Below are 15,029 nucleotides of genomic sequence, written 5' to 3' on the forward strand. Positions count from 1 at the left end.
GGGCCGCCCCGCTCCCGTGCCGGCGGTGGGTCAGCGCAGCCGGCCCGCGCCCGCCCAGTGGTCGACCAGGGCCGGCACGGCCCGAGGAGTGTCGACCCGGGTGCGGAGCTGCGGCGTCCAGCCCGCGTCGCCGCGCAGGATCTCCGCCGGGAACTCCGCGTTGTGGACGGCCAGCAGGTCGACGGACCTGCCGTTGACGTGGTTGTCCGCCGTCGTCACCGGGGCGTCCTTCCACTTCTTCAGGATCTTCCCGGCGCCGACGCCCGCCGGCAGGGTGAACGCGTTCTTCTCGGCGACCAGTCGCGACTCCAGGCCGATGCCCAGGCTGTACGCGTAGCCCGACGCCGGCACCACGAAGTGGTTGTTGTACGCGTCGACCTTGCCGAAGCGGACCCGCGGGGCACGCTCGATCACGTTCTCGAAGAGGTTGTGGTGCAGGGTGACCCGCAGCTTGTCGCGGTCGGTCGCGCCCGCGCTGTCGCTGTTGCCGATCATCAGCGTCTTGTCGTGGTCGGCGAAGACGTTCCAGGAGACGGTCACGAGGTCGGCGCCGCGCACGATGTCCAGTTCGCCGTCGTGCTGCTGGTAGACCTCGCCGTAGTACGACGGCAGCGAGCTGTCCGGGTGCGCGCCGTCCGTGAACGTGTTGTGGTCCACCCACACGTGCGTCGAGCCGTACACGACCATGCTGTCGTACTCGGAGTTCCACGCGCCGGTCGCGCCGTCCGTGGGGTCCCACTGCGGGAAGCAGTCGAGCGGGCTCTCCAGCGTCAGGTTCCGGACCACGACGTTGTCGACGCCCTGGATCTGCAGACTGCCGCCGGTGATCCCGGCGTTCCTGCCGACGCCGACGATCGTGGTGTTGGCGGGGACGTACGCCTTGATCGCCTTGGCCTGGGCCGTGGCGGACGCCGCCCGTAGGTCCTCCTGGGGCCCGCTCACCGGAGTGTCGTACCCCCAGACCGCCGGGTCGTAGTCCGCGAGGTACCGCTCGAAGTCGTAGCCCTCGGCCTCGAAGGCCGAGCACCCGGCGGCGGTCGCGTTCAGCGTCCCCTTGATCTTGACGATCCTCGGCTCGGTGCCGGGGACGGCGAGCGCGGTCCGCAACTGCTCCCAGGTGGTGACGGTGAAGACCCGGGAGGGGGCGGCCTTCGCGCCGCCGCTGGTCCCCGTGCCCTCCGACGCCCAGCCGTCCCCGGCGGGCAGCGCCTGCCGGGCCGGGTCGGGCGCGGCCTGGGCCGTGGCGGCGGGACCGGTGACGGTCAGGGCGAGGGCGGTCGCGCCCACCGCCCACAGGTGTGTCTGTCTCAAGGTCGGCTCTCCTCGGATGCGGGCCAGGTGATCCACTCCGCGGGGATCTCGTCGTCCAGGCGGCGTGTGTCGCCTGGTGCGAGGACGCGCGAGTGGAGGAGTGCGCCGGCGACCAGCCGGGCCACGGCGATCGCGCCGGGCGGGTTGAAGTGGGTGTTGTCCTGTTCGGCGGCCGTCCAGTTGAAGTACGTCTTCGTCGTCTCCGGACCGAGCTGCTGCCACAGCGCCAACGACTGTTCCTGGACGTCGAGCAGCGGGACGCGCTCCTCGCCGGCCACCTCGCGCATCGCCGCGGGGTAGTCGCCCAGCGTCGGCAGCGCCGTGCCGGCCGCGTCGAACCTGCGCCGCTCCACCGAGGTGGCGAGCACCGGCCGGGCGCCGCGCTCGCGCGCACCCGCGACGAAGCGGCGCAGGTTGTCCTGGTAGGTGGACCACGGTTCGGTGTAGCGCGTGGGGTCGGCGGCCTTCTGGTCGTTGTGGCCGAACTGGACGAGCAGCACGTCGCCCGGCCGGATCGCCTCCAGGATCGCGGCCAGCCGGCCCTCGTCGAGGAAGCTTTTCGTACTGCGGCCGTTGATGGCGTGGTTGGCGACCGTGACGCCCCGGTGGAGGAAGAAGGGCAGGGCCGTCCCCCACCCCGTCTCCGGCGCCGCGTCGGCGTACTTCTGTGCGGCGGTGGAGTCGCCTGCGATGTAGAGGGTGCGCATGGGGCGGTGTCCTCGGGAAGGGCGGGAGGAGGCCGCGGCGGGGGCCGCGGCCAGGGCGAGCGCGAGGCCCGCCCCGGCCGCGACCACCGCACGGCGGCTCGGCGCGGAGGTCACTTCTTCTGCGACTTCCACTCGGCCTGCGCCGTGTTGAGCTGCTCGGCCAGGCTGTCGAGGAACTCCTTGGCCGTCGACTTGCCAAGCAGCACCTTCTGGAAGGCAGGCTCGTTGTCGGCCTTGGAGATGGTGTTCCAGTCCGGCAGGTAGTACGGCAGCTGTACGATCGCGGCCTTGCCGCTGAAGAGGACGTCGGCGGCGAGCTTGGTCGGCTCGGCCTTCTGGATCCAGGGGTCCTTGGCGGCCTCGGTGTTGGCCGGGATCGCTCCCGCCGACTCGTTCCACTTGCTGTTCGAGGCGTGCGAGGCGGCGAACTCGATGAACTTCCAGGCCGCGGCCTTGTTCTTGCTCGACGAGAACAGACCGAGGCCGTCGACCGGGTTGGAGACCTGGACCCGGGTGCCGTCGTCCGTCGTCGGGTTCGGGATGCCCCGGAACTTCTCCGTACCGAGGGCCTTCACGTGGTCCTTGTACGAGCCCAGGTTGTGGTTCAGCATGCCGATCTCGCCGCTGTCCCACTGCGCGACCATCTTGGTGAAGTCGTTGTTGACGTCGGCCGCCGGCGTGTTCTTCTTGAACAGGCCCGCGTACTTCTCCAGCGCGGCCACGTTCTTCGGGTCGTTGACCGTGGTCTTGTCGCCGTTCCAGAAGCTGGTGATGCCGCTCTGGCCGTACATGGCGTCCAGCGCCTGGGCGATGGAGCCGGCGCCGCCGCGGATGGTGTATCCGAACCGGTTCTTGTCCCTGGCGGTCAGCTTGTCGGCGGCCGTGTAGAACTTCGACCAGGTGGTGGGCTCCTCCAGGCCCGCGGCCGCGAACAGATCGGTGCGGTAGTAGAGGACGCCGTTGCTCGCGGAGGTCGGGACCGTGAAGAGCTTGTCCTGGCCTCCCGCGGACTTCACGCTCTCGACCATGCCCTCGTTCAGCTTGCCCTTGAGGGCGCTGCCGTCGATCCGGGCGTCGAGCGGCTCCAGCGCGTTCTGGGCGGCGATCCCGGCGAGCATCGCCGCACCCACGCCGCCGACGTCCGGCAGGCCGCCGCCCTGGATGGCCGTGTCGTACTTGGACTGCACCTCGGTGGAGGCGATGCCGACGTACGTGACCTTGATGTCGGGGTTCTGCTGCTCGAAGTCCTTGATGATCTCCTTCCAGACGTCGGTGCGGACACCGCCGTTGTTGTCCCAGAAGGTGATCTCTCCCTTGCCCGAGCCCTCATCGCCCTTGTCGCCGCCCGCTCCGCTGCCGTCGTCTCCGCAGGCGGTGGCGGTCAGGGCGAGCACGGTCGTCAGGGCGAGGGCGCAGACGGCTCTGCGCCGTCCGCCACGGAAGATGGTCATCGTCGGCTCTCTTCTCTCGGGTCCTACGCGGGTCCTACGGGGGGTCTTGCGGGGTGGTGCGATGGCGTGGGGGGAGTCAGGGGGTGAGGTGGAACGACGTGAACACGGCGGTGCCGGTGGGTCCCGTGCCGGGCGGGGCCGCCGCGAACAGACCGAGCAGCGCGCCGACCCACCGCCAGGGAGTGGCGGCGAAGACCTCGCCGACCGGCGTGAAGCCCTCGCCGGTGTCGTACGAGAAGCGGCAGCGCGCGTCCCGCCCGAGGTCGATCCGCAGCCGGGCGCTGCCGGCGGGGGCGGGCCGGTCGTACGCGGCGTCCCGCTCGCGGTCGGCGTTGGCGGGAGCGAACCGGTGCACGAGCCGCGCCGAGCCGTCCGCCTCGCGGCGCAGCCCGATCCAGCTGTAGGCGTCGCCGAGCACCACGAGCCCCGCCCGGGCGCCGGGAAGCCCGCTGTCGAGCCGCAGTTCGACGTCCACCCTCCCGGCGCGCGCCGGAAGCCGCTGGGTGAGCAGGTGCGGCAGCCCCCGCAGGTCGTCGACGTGCTCGCTGCGCCCGCAGGAGAGCCACAGGCCGTCACCGGAGTGCTGGGTGGTCCAGCCCTCGCCGGGATTGGCCGTCCACTGCCACTGACGGCCGAAGCGTCCGCCGGGGAACGCGTCGTCGGCGGCGGGTGCGGAGGCCGGCTGCTCCGGCAGGTCCGGCTTCGCGTGGACGGCGACGGGGGTGCCCGCCGCACCGAGCACCGGCCATCCGTCGGCGTCCCAGCGCATCGGCTGGAGGTGGACGACCCGCCCGTACGCCCCGCGCTGCTGGAAGTGGAGGAACCAGTCCTCGCCGCGCTGGGTGCGGACCCAGCCGCCCTGGTGGGGGCCGTTGACGTCCGTGTCCCCCTGCCGCAGCACGACCCGTTCCTCGTACGGGCCGAAGAGGGAACGCGACCGGAACGCGCCCTGCCAGCCGGTGGAGACGCCGCCGGCCGGGGCGAGGATCCAGAACCACCCGTCGTGGCGGTACACCTTCGGACCCTCCAGGGTGAACCACCCGGGGATCCGGTCGGCGTCGACGATCGTGGTCCCCTCGTCGAGGACCCTGCCGCCGTCCGGGCTCATCCGGTGGCCGGTGAGCCGGTTGTTGACGCCGGAGCGGGATTTGGCCCAGGCGTGCACCAGGAAGGCCTCGCCCGTCTCCTCGTCCCACAGCGGACAGGGGTCGATGAGACCCCGGCCCGCCTTCACCAGCACCGGCTCGTTCCACGGGCCGCGCACGGAGGGCGAGTTGACCTGCCAGATGCCGTGGTCGGGGTCGCCCCAGAAGATCCAGAACCGGCCGTCGTGGTGGCGCAGGGAGGGTGCCCAGACCCCGCCGTCGTGCCGTGGCGAGGCGTAGGCGGCCTCCGGCCGGAGCCGGTCGAGGGCGTGCGCGACGATCGTCCAGTTGACCAGGTCGCGCGAGTGCAGCAGCGGAAGGCCCGGCACGCGGCCGAAGCTCGACGCCGTGAGGTAGTAGTCCTCGCCGACCCGCAGCACATCGGGATCGGACCAGTCGGCCGCCAGGACGGGGTTGCGGTACGTGCCGTCCCCGAGGTCTCCCGTACGGGGAGCGGCCATGGCGTCGGCGGCGCTCGCGGGGCGGCCGGTGCTCGTGCCTCTCCCCAGGGAGGTGTCGCCGGTCCCGTCGGCGGTGCTCGTGGCGTCGTTCACGAGGCGACCGCCTTCCGCACCAGGGACGCGGCCTCGGCCCGGTCCGGACGGCCGTCGGCGACCACGGTGACCACGCGTCGTACGACGGTCTCGCCGGCCTCGACGGTCAGCCGCCTGTCGTGGGCGAGCGAGGAGCCGACTCCCGGATACTCGGCGGCGCGGACGAACCACGGATCGCGCCGCGTCTCCTCCGTCGCTCCGGCGAACACCAGCGTCCAGCCCTCGCCCGCCATCGCCACCCAGTCGGCCGGAGTACCGTGCACGTCCTCCTCGCCGTCGGCGTCGGCGCCGAAGACGACGGGCGCGGACGCCTCCTTCGGCGCGCGCCAGAAGAAGCCGCCGTAGGCCGCACCGGGCCGGCCGTTGGTGGCGGGACTGCCGAGGGAGAGCTCCGCCCCGGAGACGTTGGTGAGCGAGAACGTGAAGTCCAGTGCCCACGCGGTGCCGGTCAGCGTCGCCACCGCCACGGTCCGGTGCTCCCGCAGCAGCACCCGGTCCGCCGCCGTCCAGCTCAGCTCCTCCACGAACCCGTCCGGATCGCGCAGCTTGAAGCCGTCGTGCCGCTGGACGCCGTGGTTGTCGAGCACCGTCGGCCCCTGGCCGCGCACGAAGGTGCGTCCGCCCCAGAAGTTGTGGCCCGCCACATCGGCCACGGCGACGCCCACGCCGAGGTGATGCCGGTGGTCCTCGGGCATCAGCTCGGTGACCCGGGTCCCCGCCAGGGTGGTGACGGGGTGGAGGTACGGCCGGGGCGCGTGGTCCGCCGCCAGCTCGGGACGGGTGAGGTACCGGGCGACCGGGCGGCCGGCGCAGCGCAGGACGATGGCGGCGTTCACCGTGCCTCCGCCGTGGTCGAGAGCGCCCAGGGGGCGCCGAGCTCGGAGTAGAGGCCGAGCATTTCGGCGCTCCGGTCGACCAGGGCGTCGATGCCGGAGACGACCCGGCGCGGCGCGTTCTCCCCCGGCTCGCTGTGCCAGTACGCCTCCGGCAGCGGCGCCGGTTCCGGGGCCAGCCGGACGGCCTCCACCACCCGCATGAAGGCGCCGGTCTCCTCGGGCGGCACGCACAGCGGTTCGCCCCGGGTCACGTGCCCGACCAGGTTCTCCAGCAGGTCCGTGCGGCCGTGGACCGTCTCCTCCGGGCCGTGACCGCCCCGCTGGAGCAGCACCCGGTCCTGCTTGTACCAGAACGTGATCCGGCCCCGGGTGCCGTGGACCACGACGTACGGTTCCGCCGCCGTCTGCGCGCACAGCGTCGCCGCCACCGTCACGCGTGTGCCCCGGGCCGTCACGATCCGGACGCAGGAGGTGTCGTCGGCCTCGATCGCGTGGGCGCGCAGGAGTTCGGTCTCGATGTGTGACACGTCCTGGTCCCGGCCGGCGCCCGCGAGCGCCAGCGCCGTGGCCACGGCGTGCGCCAGCGGATTGGTGAGCGCCCCGTCCACGACGTCAGCACCGTCCAGCCGTCGCCGCCCCGACCAGGGGGCGCGCCGGAAGTAGGCCTCGTCACGGACCCAGGCACCGGCCGCGCCGACACCGAGGAGCTCGCCGATCACGCCCTCCGCCACCATCCGCCGGATCTCCGGGACGGCGTGCGACCCCAGCGACTGGAAGCCGATCTGGCAGGCGACGCCCGCCGCCGCGACCCCGTCCGTCATCCGCCGGAACTCCGCCAGCGACGGGGCGGGCGGCTTCTCCAGGAGCAGGTGCGCCCCCCGCCGGGCGGCGGTCAGCGCCAGGTCGGTGTGGGTCTGGATCGGCGTGCAGACCACCGCGATCCGTGCCCCGGTGGAGGCCAGCAGGACGTCGAGGTCCGAGGACTGCTCCGGGGTGCCGATCCCTTCCAGCTCCGCCGCGTCGAGCGGCCGCAGCTCGCAGACACCGGCCAGCCGGACCAGGCCGAGCCGTTCCAGGCGCCCGATGTTGAGCAGGTGCCGGCGGCCGTGGCCGCGAGCGCCCGCCAGGACCACGGGCAGGGGAGACGGTGTGACGGCGCTCATCCCTTCACCGCCCCCGCGCTGAAGCCGGTGACCAGCCACTTCTGGATGAAGGCGAACACGATCACGACGGGCACGGCCGCGATCACGCCACCGGCGGCCAGCGCGCCGAGGTCGACGCTGTCGGCGCCCATGAGGGTGTTGAGGCCGACCGGGATGGTCTGCTTCTCCTGGCTGCTGAGGAACATCAGCGCGAAGAGGAAGTGGTTCCAGGCGTGGACGAAGGCGAAGGAGCCGACGGCGACCAGGCCGGGACGCAGCAGCGGCAGGACCACGATGCGGAAGGCCCTGAAGCGACCGCAGCCGTCGACCCAGGCCGCCTCCTCCAGCGAGTACGGCACGTTCCTGATGAAGCCGCTGATGAGGATCATGGACAGCGGGAGCTGGAAGACGGTCTCCGCGATGATGACGCTGCCCAGCGAGTTGATCATCCGCAGATTGGCGAAGATCTGGAACAGCGGGACGAGCAGCAGCGCGCCGGGGACGAACTGGGAGCAGAGGAGGGCCAGCATGAAGCCCTTCTTGATCCGGAAGTCGAAGCGCGCCAGGGCGTAGCCGCCGGCCAGGGCGATGACGGTGGTCATCACCAGCGTCGCCACCCCGATGAGAAGGCTGTTCTGGAAGAAGGTCGCGAAGCTGCGCTCGGTCCACACCTTCTCGAAGTGTTCGGTGGTCATCGGCCAGGGCACGAGCGAGGTCGAGCCGGCCGGGCGGAGGGCGAAGAGGAGGATCCAGTAGAAGGGGATCAGGGTGAAGAGGAGGTAGATGCCGAGCGGTACGTAGATCTGCCACCGGGGGGCCTCGTCCCAGGCGCGGCGCCGCCGTCGGGCGGTGGGCGCGGGGGTGCGGGGCGGGGGCGGGCCGCCGGGCGCGGTGTCGGTCGCCGGTGTGGCCGGCGCGGTCAGGGTGTGTTCCTGGGCTATCACTTGCTCTCGCCTCCGAACTTGCTCAGGCGCAGATAGACCATCGAGCAGAAGAGAAGGATCACGAACGCCACCGTGGTGAGCGCGGAGGCGTAACCGAAGTTGTGCGCGTCGACACTGGTGTTGGCGATGTACAGCGGGAGGGTGGTCGTCTCGCCGGCCGGACCGCCGCCGGTGAGGGTGTAGAGCAGGTCCACGTTGTTGAACTCCCACACCGCGCGCAGCAGGGTGGAGAGGATGATCGCGTCCTTGAGGTGGGGCAGGGTGATGTGGAGGAACTGCCGCAGCCGGCCGGCTCCGTCCACCTCGGCCGCCTCGTACAGGTCCTTCGGCACGGACTGGAGATCGGCGAGGATGAGGATCGCGAAGAACGGCACCCCGCGCCACAGGTCGGCGACGACCACGGCGGGGAAGACGGTCGCCGTGTCGGACAGCCAGGACGTGCCGTACTCGCCGATGCCCATGTCCGCGAGGTAACGGGTGATGCCCGTCTGGGAGTTGTAGAGCAGCACCCAGATCGCGGAGGTCAGGACGCCCGAGACGGCCCAGGGCGAGAAGACCAGGGCCCGGCCCAGGGCCCGGCCCACGAACGTCTGGTTGACGATCAGCGCGAGCGCCAGGCCGAACAGCAGCTGGAGGGTCACCTCGACGACGACCCACTTCACGCTGAAGCTCAGCGTCCCCCAGAAGTGGGGGTCGTCGGTGAAGATGCGGGTGAAGTTGTCGAACCCGGCGAAGCCGTTGCGCCAGGGCTTGGTGGGGTTGTAGTGCTGAAGGCTGTAGTAGAAGACGCTGATGACCGGATAGGCGATGAAGCCCAGCATCAGCAGTCCGGCGGGGGCGATGAGCAGGTACGGCAGTCGGCGGGGCGCCGCTCCGGTGCGGCGGCGGCTGGGTGCCTTGGGCGGCGGGGTCACGGCTGTGGCCATGACGGCGGCTCCGTTCTCGGGCGCGAAGCGCTTCGCGGACGGTGTTCGAGATCGCGAACAGGGGAACTGGGGTCGGGCGGCCCGTGGGCGGCTCGGTCGGGGGCCCTCGGGGCCGGTCGGCGACGCCGGCACGGCCCCGAGGAGCCCGGGCGGCGACGCCGGAACGGGCCCGTGGGCCCGGGCGGCGGTGCGGGCCGTCGGCCCGCGTACGGGTCAGCCCGCGTAGGGATCCGGCGTCGTGCCCGGCCGGGCCAGGAACGCGAAGTCGCACCCCGTGTCGGCCTGGGTGATCTGCTCGTCGTACAGCGCTCCGTAGCCGCGTTCGTAGCGGACCGGGGGCGGCGACCACTCCTCCCTCCGCCGCGCCAGCTCCTCCTCCGAGACCTCCAGATGGAGGGAGCGGGCCTCGACGTCGAGGGTGATCGTGTCACCGGTGCGGACGAGGGCCAGCGGCCCGCCGACATGCGACTCGGGAGCCACGTGCAGCACGCACGTGCCGTAACTCGTGCCGCTCATGCGGGCGTCGGAGATCCGGACCATGTCCCGCACGCCCTGCTCCAGCAGGTGCCGCGGGATCGGCAGCATGCCGTACTCCGGCATGCCCGGGCCGCCCCTGGGCCCCGCCCCCCGCAGCACCAGCACGTGGTCCGCGGTGATCCCGAGGGCGGGGTCGTCGATGGTCCGCTGCATGGTGCGGTAGTCGTCGAAGACGACCGCCGGACCGGTGTGCTTCCACAGGTGCGGCTCGGCGGCGATGTGCTTGATGACGGCGCCGTCCGGACAGAGGTTGCCCCGGAGCACCGCCACCCCGCCCTCGTCCGCGAGCGGCCGGTCCCGCGGGCGGATCACGTCGTCGTCGTGCACCAGCGCACCGTCGAGCTGCTCGCGCAGGGTGGCGTGGGAGACCGTCGGCCGGTCGAGGTGGAGCAGGTCGGTGATGCGGGAGAGGAAGCCGGGCATCCCCCCGGCGAAGTGGAAGTCCTCCATCAAGTGCCGGCCGCCGGGACGGAGGTTGGCGAGCACGGGGACGGTCCGGGCGATGCGGTCGAAGTCGCCCAGGGTCAGCCGGACCCCCGAACGGCCTGCCATGGCGATCAGGTGGATCACCGCGTTGGTCGAGCCGCCCAGCGCCAGGACCGCTGCCACCGCGTCCTCGTACGCCTCCCGGGTCAGGATCCGCGACAGCCGCAGGTCCTCGCGGACGAGCTCGACGATCCGCATCCCCGAGGCGGCCGCCATCCGGTCGTGGCCCGAGTCGACCGCCGGGATCGAGGACGCGCCCGGCACCGTCACCCCGAGCGTCTCGGCCGCCGCCGTGAGGGTGGAGGCCGTCCCCATGGTCATGCAGTGTCCGGGGGAGCGCGCCAGACCGTTCTCCAGTTCGGCCATCTCGCAGTCACCGATCAGGCCCGCGCGCTTGTCGTCCCAGTACTTCCACATGTCCGTGCCGGAGCCGAGCGTCTCGCCCCGCCAGTGTCCCGGCAGCATCGGCCCGGCGGGCACGAAGACCGTCGGCAGGTCCACCGAGGCGGCCCCCATCAGCAGGGCCGGGGTCGACTTGTCGCACCCGCCGAGCAGCACCGCCCCGTCGACCGGATAGGAACGCAGCAGCTCCTCGGTCTCCATCGCGAGCAGATTGCGGTACAGCATCGGCGTCGGCTTCTGGAACGTCTCCGACAGCGTGGAGACCGGGAACTCCAGCGGGAAGCCGCCGGCCTGCCAGACACCCCGCTTCACGGCCTGCGCGCGGTCGCGCAGATGGACGTGGCAGGGGTTGATGTCCGACCAGGTGTTGAGGATCGCGACGACCGGCTTGCCCAGGTGCTCCTCGGGGAGGTAGCCGAGCTGGCGGGTGCGGGCGCGGTGGCTGAAGGAGCGCAGTCCGTCCGTGCCGTACCACTGGTGGCTGCGCAGCTCCTCCGGGCGGCGGCTCATACCGGCCACCCGGCGGCTATCGCGGCGACCTCGGCCCGCGCGGAAGCGGGCAGCTCCCGGCTCGGCGGCCGGATGTCGCGCCGGCACAGACCGAGCGAGGCGAGGGCCTCCTTGACGACCGTGACGTTGTCCGCGCTGCCGTTGGCGGCCCGCAGCTCCTCGAAGCGGCGGATCTGCTCCCACACCTTCATCGCGGCCGCGTAGTCGCCGGCCCGCAGCGCGTGGAGCATCTCGAGCGAGAGGGAGGGGGAGACGTTCACCAGGCCGGAGGTGAAGCCGGTGGCGCCGCTCGCGAAGTAGGAGGGGGCGTAGGGCTCGGCGAGGCCCGCCACCCAGACGAAGCGGTCGAGGCCGGCGTCCCGGGCGAAGGCGGCGAAGCGCGCGGCGTCCGCGACGGCGTACTTGACACCGATGACGTTGGGGCAGGTGTCCGCCAGCTCGGCGAGGCGGGCGCCGCTCAGCAGCGGGTTGCGGAGGTACGGGACGATCCCGAGTCCGGGCACGGCCTCGGCGATGGCCCGGTGGTAGTCGACCCAGCCCGCCTCGGAGACGTACGGATGGACGGGCTGGTGCACCATCAGCATCTGTGCGCCGGTGTCCCGGGCGTGCCGGGCGGCCTCGATCGCCGTCGGGACGTCGTGGCCGACGCCGACGAGGACCACGGCCCGGTCGCCCGCCTCGGCGACGGTCAGCTCCGTGACCCGGCGGCGTTCCTCGGGGGTCAGGGCGTAGAACTCCCCGGTGTTGCCGTTGGGGGTGAGGGTGCGCACCCCGCCGTCCAGGAGCCGGCGCAGCAGCACCCGGTGCGCCTCGGTGTCGAGGGTTCCCTCCTCGGTGAACGGAGTGACGGGGATGGCCACGACATCGGCGAGGGCGGTCTTCAGGGTCTCGAACGTCATGGTCACTCGCTGTCCTGGGGGAAGGCGCGCTCGACGAAGGAGGCGATGTGGGCGTGGACGGCCCGGCCCGCCCCGGCGACGTCACCGGTGGTGGCCAGACGCAGGATCTCCTCGTGCTCGGCGGCCTCGCGCTCCCAGGAGGGCACGGCGGCCCACGCCACGGTGGACACCAGGGCCGCCTGGTCGCGGACCTCGTCGAGCATCCGGCCGAGCAGCGGATTGCCGCACGGGAGGTAGAGCGCGCGGTGGAAGTCCCGGTTGGCCAGGGAGCGTTCGGCGGGGTCCGGGGCGGTGGCGGCCCTGCGCAGGGCGTCCTGGGCCGCGTCGAGCGGGGCGCCGGCGGCGACGGTACGACGCACAGCCTCGGGCTCCAGGAGCAGCCGGACGTCGTAGACCTCGCGGGCCATGTCCGCGTCGACCATGCGGACGGTGGCGCCCTTGTACTGGCTCATCACGACGAGTCCGCTGCCGGCGAGCGTCTTGAGCGCCTCGCGCACCGGGGTCTTCGACACCCCGAAACGGGCGGCGAGCTCGGTCTCCACGAGGGCCTGGCCGGGACTCAGCCCGCCGGTGAGTATGTCGTGTTTGATCGCCTCCAGGACGAACTGGGTGCGGGACGGTATGGGGCTGGGGGCGAAGGCCATGACGCACTCTCAGATCTCGTGTATCGCGTCTCATATATGACGTACGAAGTGCAATGCGATGAAGCTAGGGGGGCGGTGATGTTTCGTCAATGCTTCGCGCAGGACTTTTAGAAAGCGCTTGCTGCGGTGGGGTCCGCACCCTCGCGCGCGCGGGCGTGAAAGGAGGCGACCGGGTCTGGTCAGGGGATTTGTTTTCTGTCATAACTAATAGGGCATCGCGCGCGACCGCCGCCCGAGACCACCCCGAGGACCACGATGAAGTTCACCGACGGCTTCTGGCTGATGCGCGAGGGCGTTCAGGCCTCGTACGCCACCGAAGTCCGCGATCTGCGTCCGAGCGCCGACCGCTTCACGGCCTACGCCTCCGTCAAACGGGTCCGCACCCGCGGCGACACCCTGAACTCGGCGCTGCTGACCGTGGAGTGCTTCTCGCCCGCCGAAGGTGTCATCGGCGTACGCGTCACCCACCACGCCGGCCGGGCCCACCACGGCCCCGACTTCGAGCTGCCCGGGGACTCCCCCGGAGGGGCGGGCGTCCGCACCGACGGCCCCGTCACCGAGCTGGCCAGCGGCCCGCTGCGGCTGCGCCTTGACCGTTCCCGGCCGTGGGCCCTGGAGTTCACCGACGCCGACGGACGCGTCCTGACCTCGTCGGGGGGCAAGGGCACCGCCTTCGTCACGACCGGTGACGGGGCGCACCACATGGCCGTCCAGCTCGCCCTCGCCGTCGGCGAGAACGTCTACGGCCTGGGCGAGCGGTTCACCCCCTTCGTCAAGAACGGCCAGAGCGTCGACATCTGGCAGGCGGACGGAGGAACCAGCAGCGAGCAGGCCTACAAGAACATCCCCTTCTACCTCTCCTCGCGCGGCTACGGGGTCTTCGTCAACCACCCCGGCCGGGTCTCCTTCGAGGTCGGTTCCGAATCCGTCGGCCAGGTGCAGTTCAGCGTCGAGGACCAGAGCCTGGAGTACTACGTCGTGGCCGGTCCCACGCCGAAGGAGGTGCTCACCCGCTACACCGCGCTGACCGGCCGCCCCGCACTGCCGCCGCCCTGGTCCTTCGGCCTGTGGCTGACCACCTCCTTCACCACCCCCTACGACGAGGCGACCGTCACCTCCTTCGTCGACGGCATGGCCGACCGGGGCATCCCGCTCTCGGTCTTCCACTTCGACTGCTTCTGGATGCGCGCCTACCAGTGGTCGGACTTCCGCTGGGACCCCGACACGTTCCCCGACCCGGCCGGCATGCTCGCCCGGCTCAAGGCGCGGGGGCTGCGGATCGGCATGTGGATCAACCCCTACATCGCGCAGAAGTCCGCCCTCTTCGCCGAGGGCGTGGCGGGCGGCCACCTGGTGAAGCGGCCGAACGGCGACGTCTGGCAGTGGGACCTGTGGCAGCCGGGCATGGCGCTGGTCGACTTCACCGACCCCGCGGCCCGCACCTGGTTCCAGGACCGCCTCCGCCCCCTCCTCGACCAGGGCGTCGACTGTTTCAAGACCGACTTCGGGGAACGCGTGCCGACGGACGTGGTCTGGCACGACGGCTCCGATCCCGAGCGGATGCACAACTACTACACCCAGCTCTACAACCAGACCGTCTTCGAGCTCCTGGAGAAGGAGCGCGGACCGGGCGAGGCCGTCCTCTTCGCCCGTTCGGCGACCGTGGGCGGGCAGCGGTTCCCCGTCCACTGGGGCGGCGACTGCTGGGCGTCCTTCGAGGCCATGGCCGAGTCGCTGCGCGGCGGCCTGTCGCTCTCCCTGAGCGGCTTCGGCTTCTGGAGCCACGACATCGGCGGCTTCGAGGGGACCCCGTCCCCGGACGTCTTCACGCGCTGGCTCGCCTTCGGCCTGCTCTCCTCGCACAGCAGGCTGCACGGCAGCGATTCCTACCGGGTGCCGTGGGAGTTCGGCGAGCGGGCCGTCGAGGTGGCCCGGCGGTTCACCCGGCTCAAGCACCGCCTCATGCCGTATCTCTACGGGGCCGCGGTCGAGGCCCGGGACGCGGGCGTGCCCGTGATGCGGCCGATGCTGCTGGAGTTCCCGGACGATCCGGCCTGCCGGCCCCTGGACCGCCAGTACATGCTGGGCCCCGACCTGCTGGTCGCGCCCGTCTTCTCCGCCGGGGGAGAAGTGGAGGTGTACCTGCCGGCGGGGGAGTGGACCCACCTCCTCACGGGGGAGACGGTCACCGGCCCCGGCTGGCGCCGGGAGGTCCACGCCGACCACAGCCTGCCCCTCTACATCCGCCCGGGCGCCGTCCTGCCGATGGGCGCCGAGGAGGAACGGCCCGACGGGGACTGGCTCGACGGTCTCACCCTGCTGGTGGCCCCGGGCCCGGTGGAGCGCACGGTCACGGTCCCCGACCACCAGGGCCGGCCGGCCGCGACGTACCGCGTGACACGGACCGGCGACGAGGTCACGGCGACGGCGAGCGGCACGGAGCGGCCTTACGCGGTACGCCTGCTGGGCGGCGGGGAGGTCCCGGTCGTCCCCTGAGGCCGACGGAAGGGCCCGGCACCGGAAGGCATCGGTGCC

At 71.9% G+C, this 15,029-nt stretch carries 12 protein-coding genes; 1 reads left to right on the top strand and 11 read right to left on the bottom strand.

Annotation, left to right across the window (positions count from 1 at the left end):
• Positions 1 to 30: 30 nt before the first annotated feature.
• From AB0K65_RS04180 to AB0K65_RS04230, 11 genes are all read right to left on the bottom strand, one after another.
• A complete protein-coding gene (locus AB0K65_RS04180) occupies positions 31 to 1,266 on the bottom strand; it encodes a pectate lyase (RefSeq protein WP_365714242.1) in 1,236 nt (411 codons plus the stop codon).
• Between the two features lie 41 nt (positions 1,267 to 1,307).
• Positions 1,308 to 2,018 carry a rhamnogalacturonan acetylesterase gene (locus tag AB0K65_RS04185; protein ID WP_365714132.1) on the bottom strand — a complete coding sequence of 237 codons (711 nt, stop codon included), beginning with the start codon at positions 2,016 to 2,018 and terminating at the stop codon, positions 1,308 to 1,310.
• A 110-nt stretch (positions 2,019 to 2,128) separates the two neighbouring features.
• Positions 2,129 to 3,469 (bottom strand): sugar ABC transporter substrate-binding protein, encoded by a 1,341-nt coding sequence (locus AB0K65_RS04190; RefSeq protein ID WP_365714134.1) that lies wholly within the window; start codon positions 3,467 to 3,469, stop codon positions 2,129 to 2,131.
• 76 nt (positions 3,470 to 3,545) lie between these two features.
• The gene (locus AB0K65_RS04195; RefSeq protein WP_365714243.1) at positions 3,546 to 5,075 is read right to left on the bottom strand and encodes a family 43 glycosylhydrolase; all 1,530 of its coding nucleotides are present in this window, start codon (positions 5,073 to 5,075) and stop codon (positions 3,546 to 3,548) included.
• An 89-nt stretch (positions 5,076 to 5,164) separates the two neighbouring features.
• On the bottom strand, positions 5,165 to 6,004 hold the full coding sequence (locus AB0K65_RS04200) for a PmoA family protein (protein WP_365714136.1): 840 nt from the start codon (positions 6,002 to 6,004) through the stop codon (positions 5,165 to 5,167).
• Positions 6,001 to 7,167: a Gfo/Idh/MocA family oxidoreductase gene (locus AB0K65_RS04205; RefSeq protein WP_365714138.1), complete on the bottom strand. Its 1,167-nt coding sequence runs from the start codon at positions 7,165 to 7,167 to the stop codon at positions 6,001 to 6,003. Before AB0K65_RS04205 ends, AB0K65_RS04200 begins: the two co-directional genes overlap by 4 nt.
• Positions 7,164 to 8,090 carry a carbohydrate ABC transporter permease gene (locus tag AB0K65_RS04210; protein WP_365714140.1) on the bottom strand — a complete coding sequence of 309 codons (927 nt, stop codon included), beginning with the start codon at positions 8,088 to 8,090 and terminating at the stop codon, positions 7,164 to 7,166. Before AB0K65_RS04210 ends, AB0K65_RS04205 begins: the two co-directional genes overlap by 4 nt.
• Positions 8,087 to 9,016, bottom strand: a complete 930-nt coding sequence (locus AB0K65_RS04215; protein ID WP_365714142.1) for a sugar ABC transporter permease — start codon at positions 9,014 to 9,016, stop codon at positions 8,087 to 8,089. Before AB0K65_RS04215 ends, AB0K65_RS04210 begins: the two co-directional genes overlap by 4 nt.
• Before the next feature lie 213 nt (positions 9,017 to 9,229).
• Entirely contained in the window at positions 9,230 to 10,951 is a 1,722-nt protein-coding gene (araD, locus tag AB0K65_RS04220) for an L-arabinonate dehydratase (RefSeq protein ID WP_365714144.1), read from the bottom strand.
• Positions 10,948 to 11,850 carry a dihydrodipicolinate synthase family protein gene (locus tag AB0K65_RS04225; protein WP_365714146.1) on the bottom strand — a complete coding sequence of 301 codons (903 nt, stop codon included), beginning with the start codon at positions 11,848 to 11,850 and terminating at the stop codon, positions 10,948 to 10,950. Before AB0K65_RS04225 ends, araD begins: the two co-directional genes overlap by 4 nt.
• A 2-nt stretch (positions 11,851 to 11,852) precedes the next feature.
• Positions 11,853 to 12,494, bottom strand: coding sequence for a GntR family transcriptional regulator (locus AB0K65_RS04230; protein ID WP_365714148.1), 642 nt, complete (start codon positions 12,492 to 12,494; stop codon positions 11,853 to 11,855).
• Positions 12,495 to 12,749: 255 nt separating this feature from the next.
• Between AB0K65_RS04230 and yicI the strand changes: the two genes are divergently transcribed.
• Complete coding sequence (gene yicI / locus AB0K65_RS04235) at positions 12,750 to 14,990, top strand: alpha-xylosidase (RefSeq protein WP_365714150.1); 2,241 nt, start codon at positions 12,750 to 12,752, stop codon at positions 14,988 to 14,990.
• Positions 14,991 to 15,029: the final 39 nt, after the last annotated feature.

It is taken from the genome of Streptomyces sp. NPDC053755, from assembly GCF_040677675.1.
Classification (GTDB): Bacteria; Actinomycetota; Actinomycetes; order Streptomycetales; family Streptomycetaceae; genus Streptomyces.

Excerpts from the sequence above, each read along its gene's own strand:
- AB0K65_RS04185 (WP_365714132.1), bottom strand. The coding sequence starts at position 2,018 with ATGCGCACCCTCTACATCGCAGGCGACTCCACCGCCGCACAGAAGTAC.
- AB0K65_RS04190 (WP_365714134.1), bottom strand. The coding sequence starts at position 3,469 with ATGACCATCTTCCGTGGCGGACGGCGCAGAGCCGTCTGCGCCCTCGCC.
- AB0K65_RS04195 (WP_365714243.1), bottom strand. The coding sequence starts at position 5,075 with ATGGCCGCTCCCCGTACGGGAGACCTCGGGGACGGCACGTACCGCAAC.
- AB0K65_RS04205 (WP_365714138.1), bottom strand. The coding sequence starts at position 7,167 with ATGAGCGCCGTCACACCGTCTCCCCTGCCCGTGGTCCTGGCGGGCGCT.
- AB0K65_RS04215 (WP_365714142.1), bottom strand. The coding sequence starts at position 9,016 with ATGGCCACAGCCGTGACCCCGCCGCCCAAGGCACCCAGCCGCCGCCGC.
- araD (WP_365714144.1), bottom strand. The coding sequence starts at position 10,951 with ATGAGCCGCCGCCCGGAGGAGCTGCGCAGCCACCAGTGGTACGGCACG.
- AB0K65_RS04225 (WP_365714146.1), bottom strand. The coding sequence starts at position 11,850 with ATGACGTTCGAGACCCTGAAGACCGCCCTCGCCGATGTCGTGGCCATC.
- AB0K65_RS04230 (WP_365714148.1), bottom strand. The coding sequence starts at position 12,494 with ATGGCCTTCGCCCCCAGCCCCATACCGTCCCGCACCCAGTTCGTCCTG.
- yicI (WP_365714150.1), top strand. The coding sequence starts at position 12,750 with ATGAAGTTCACCGACGGCTTCTGGCTGATGCGCGAGGGCGTTCAGGCC.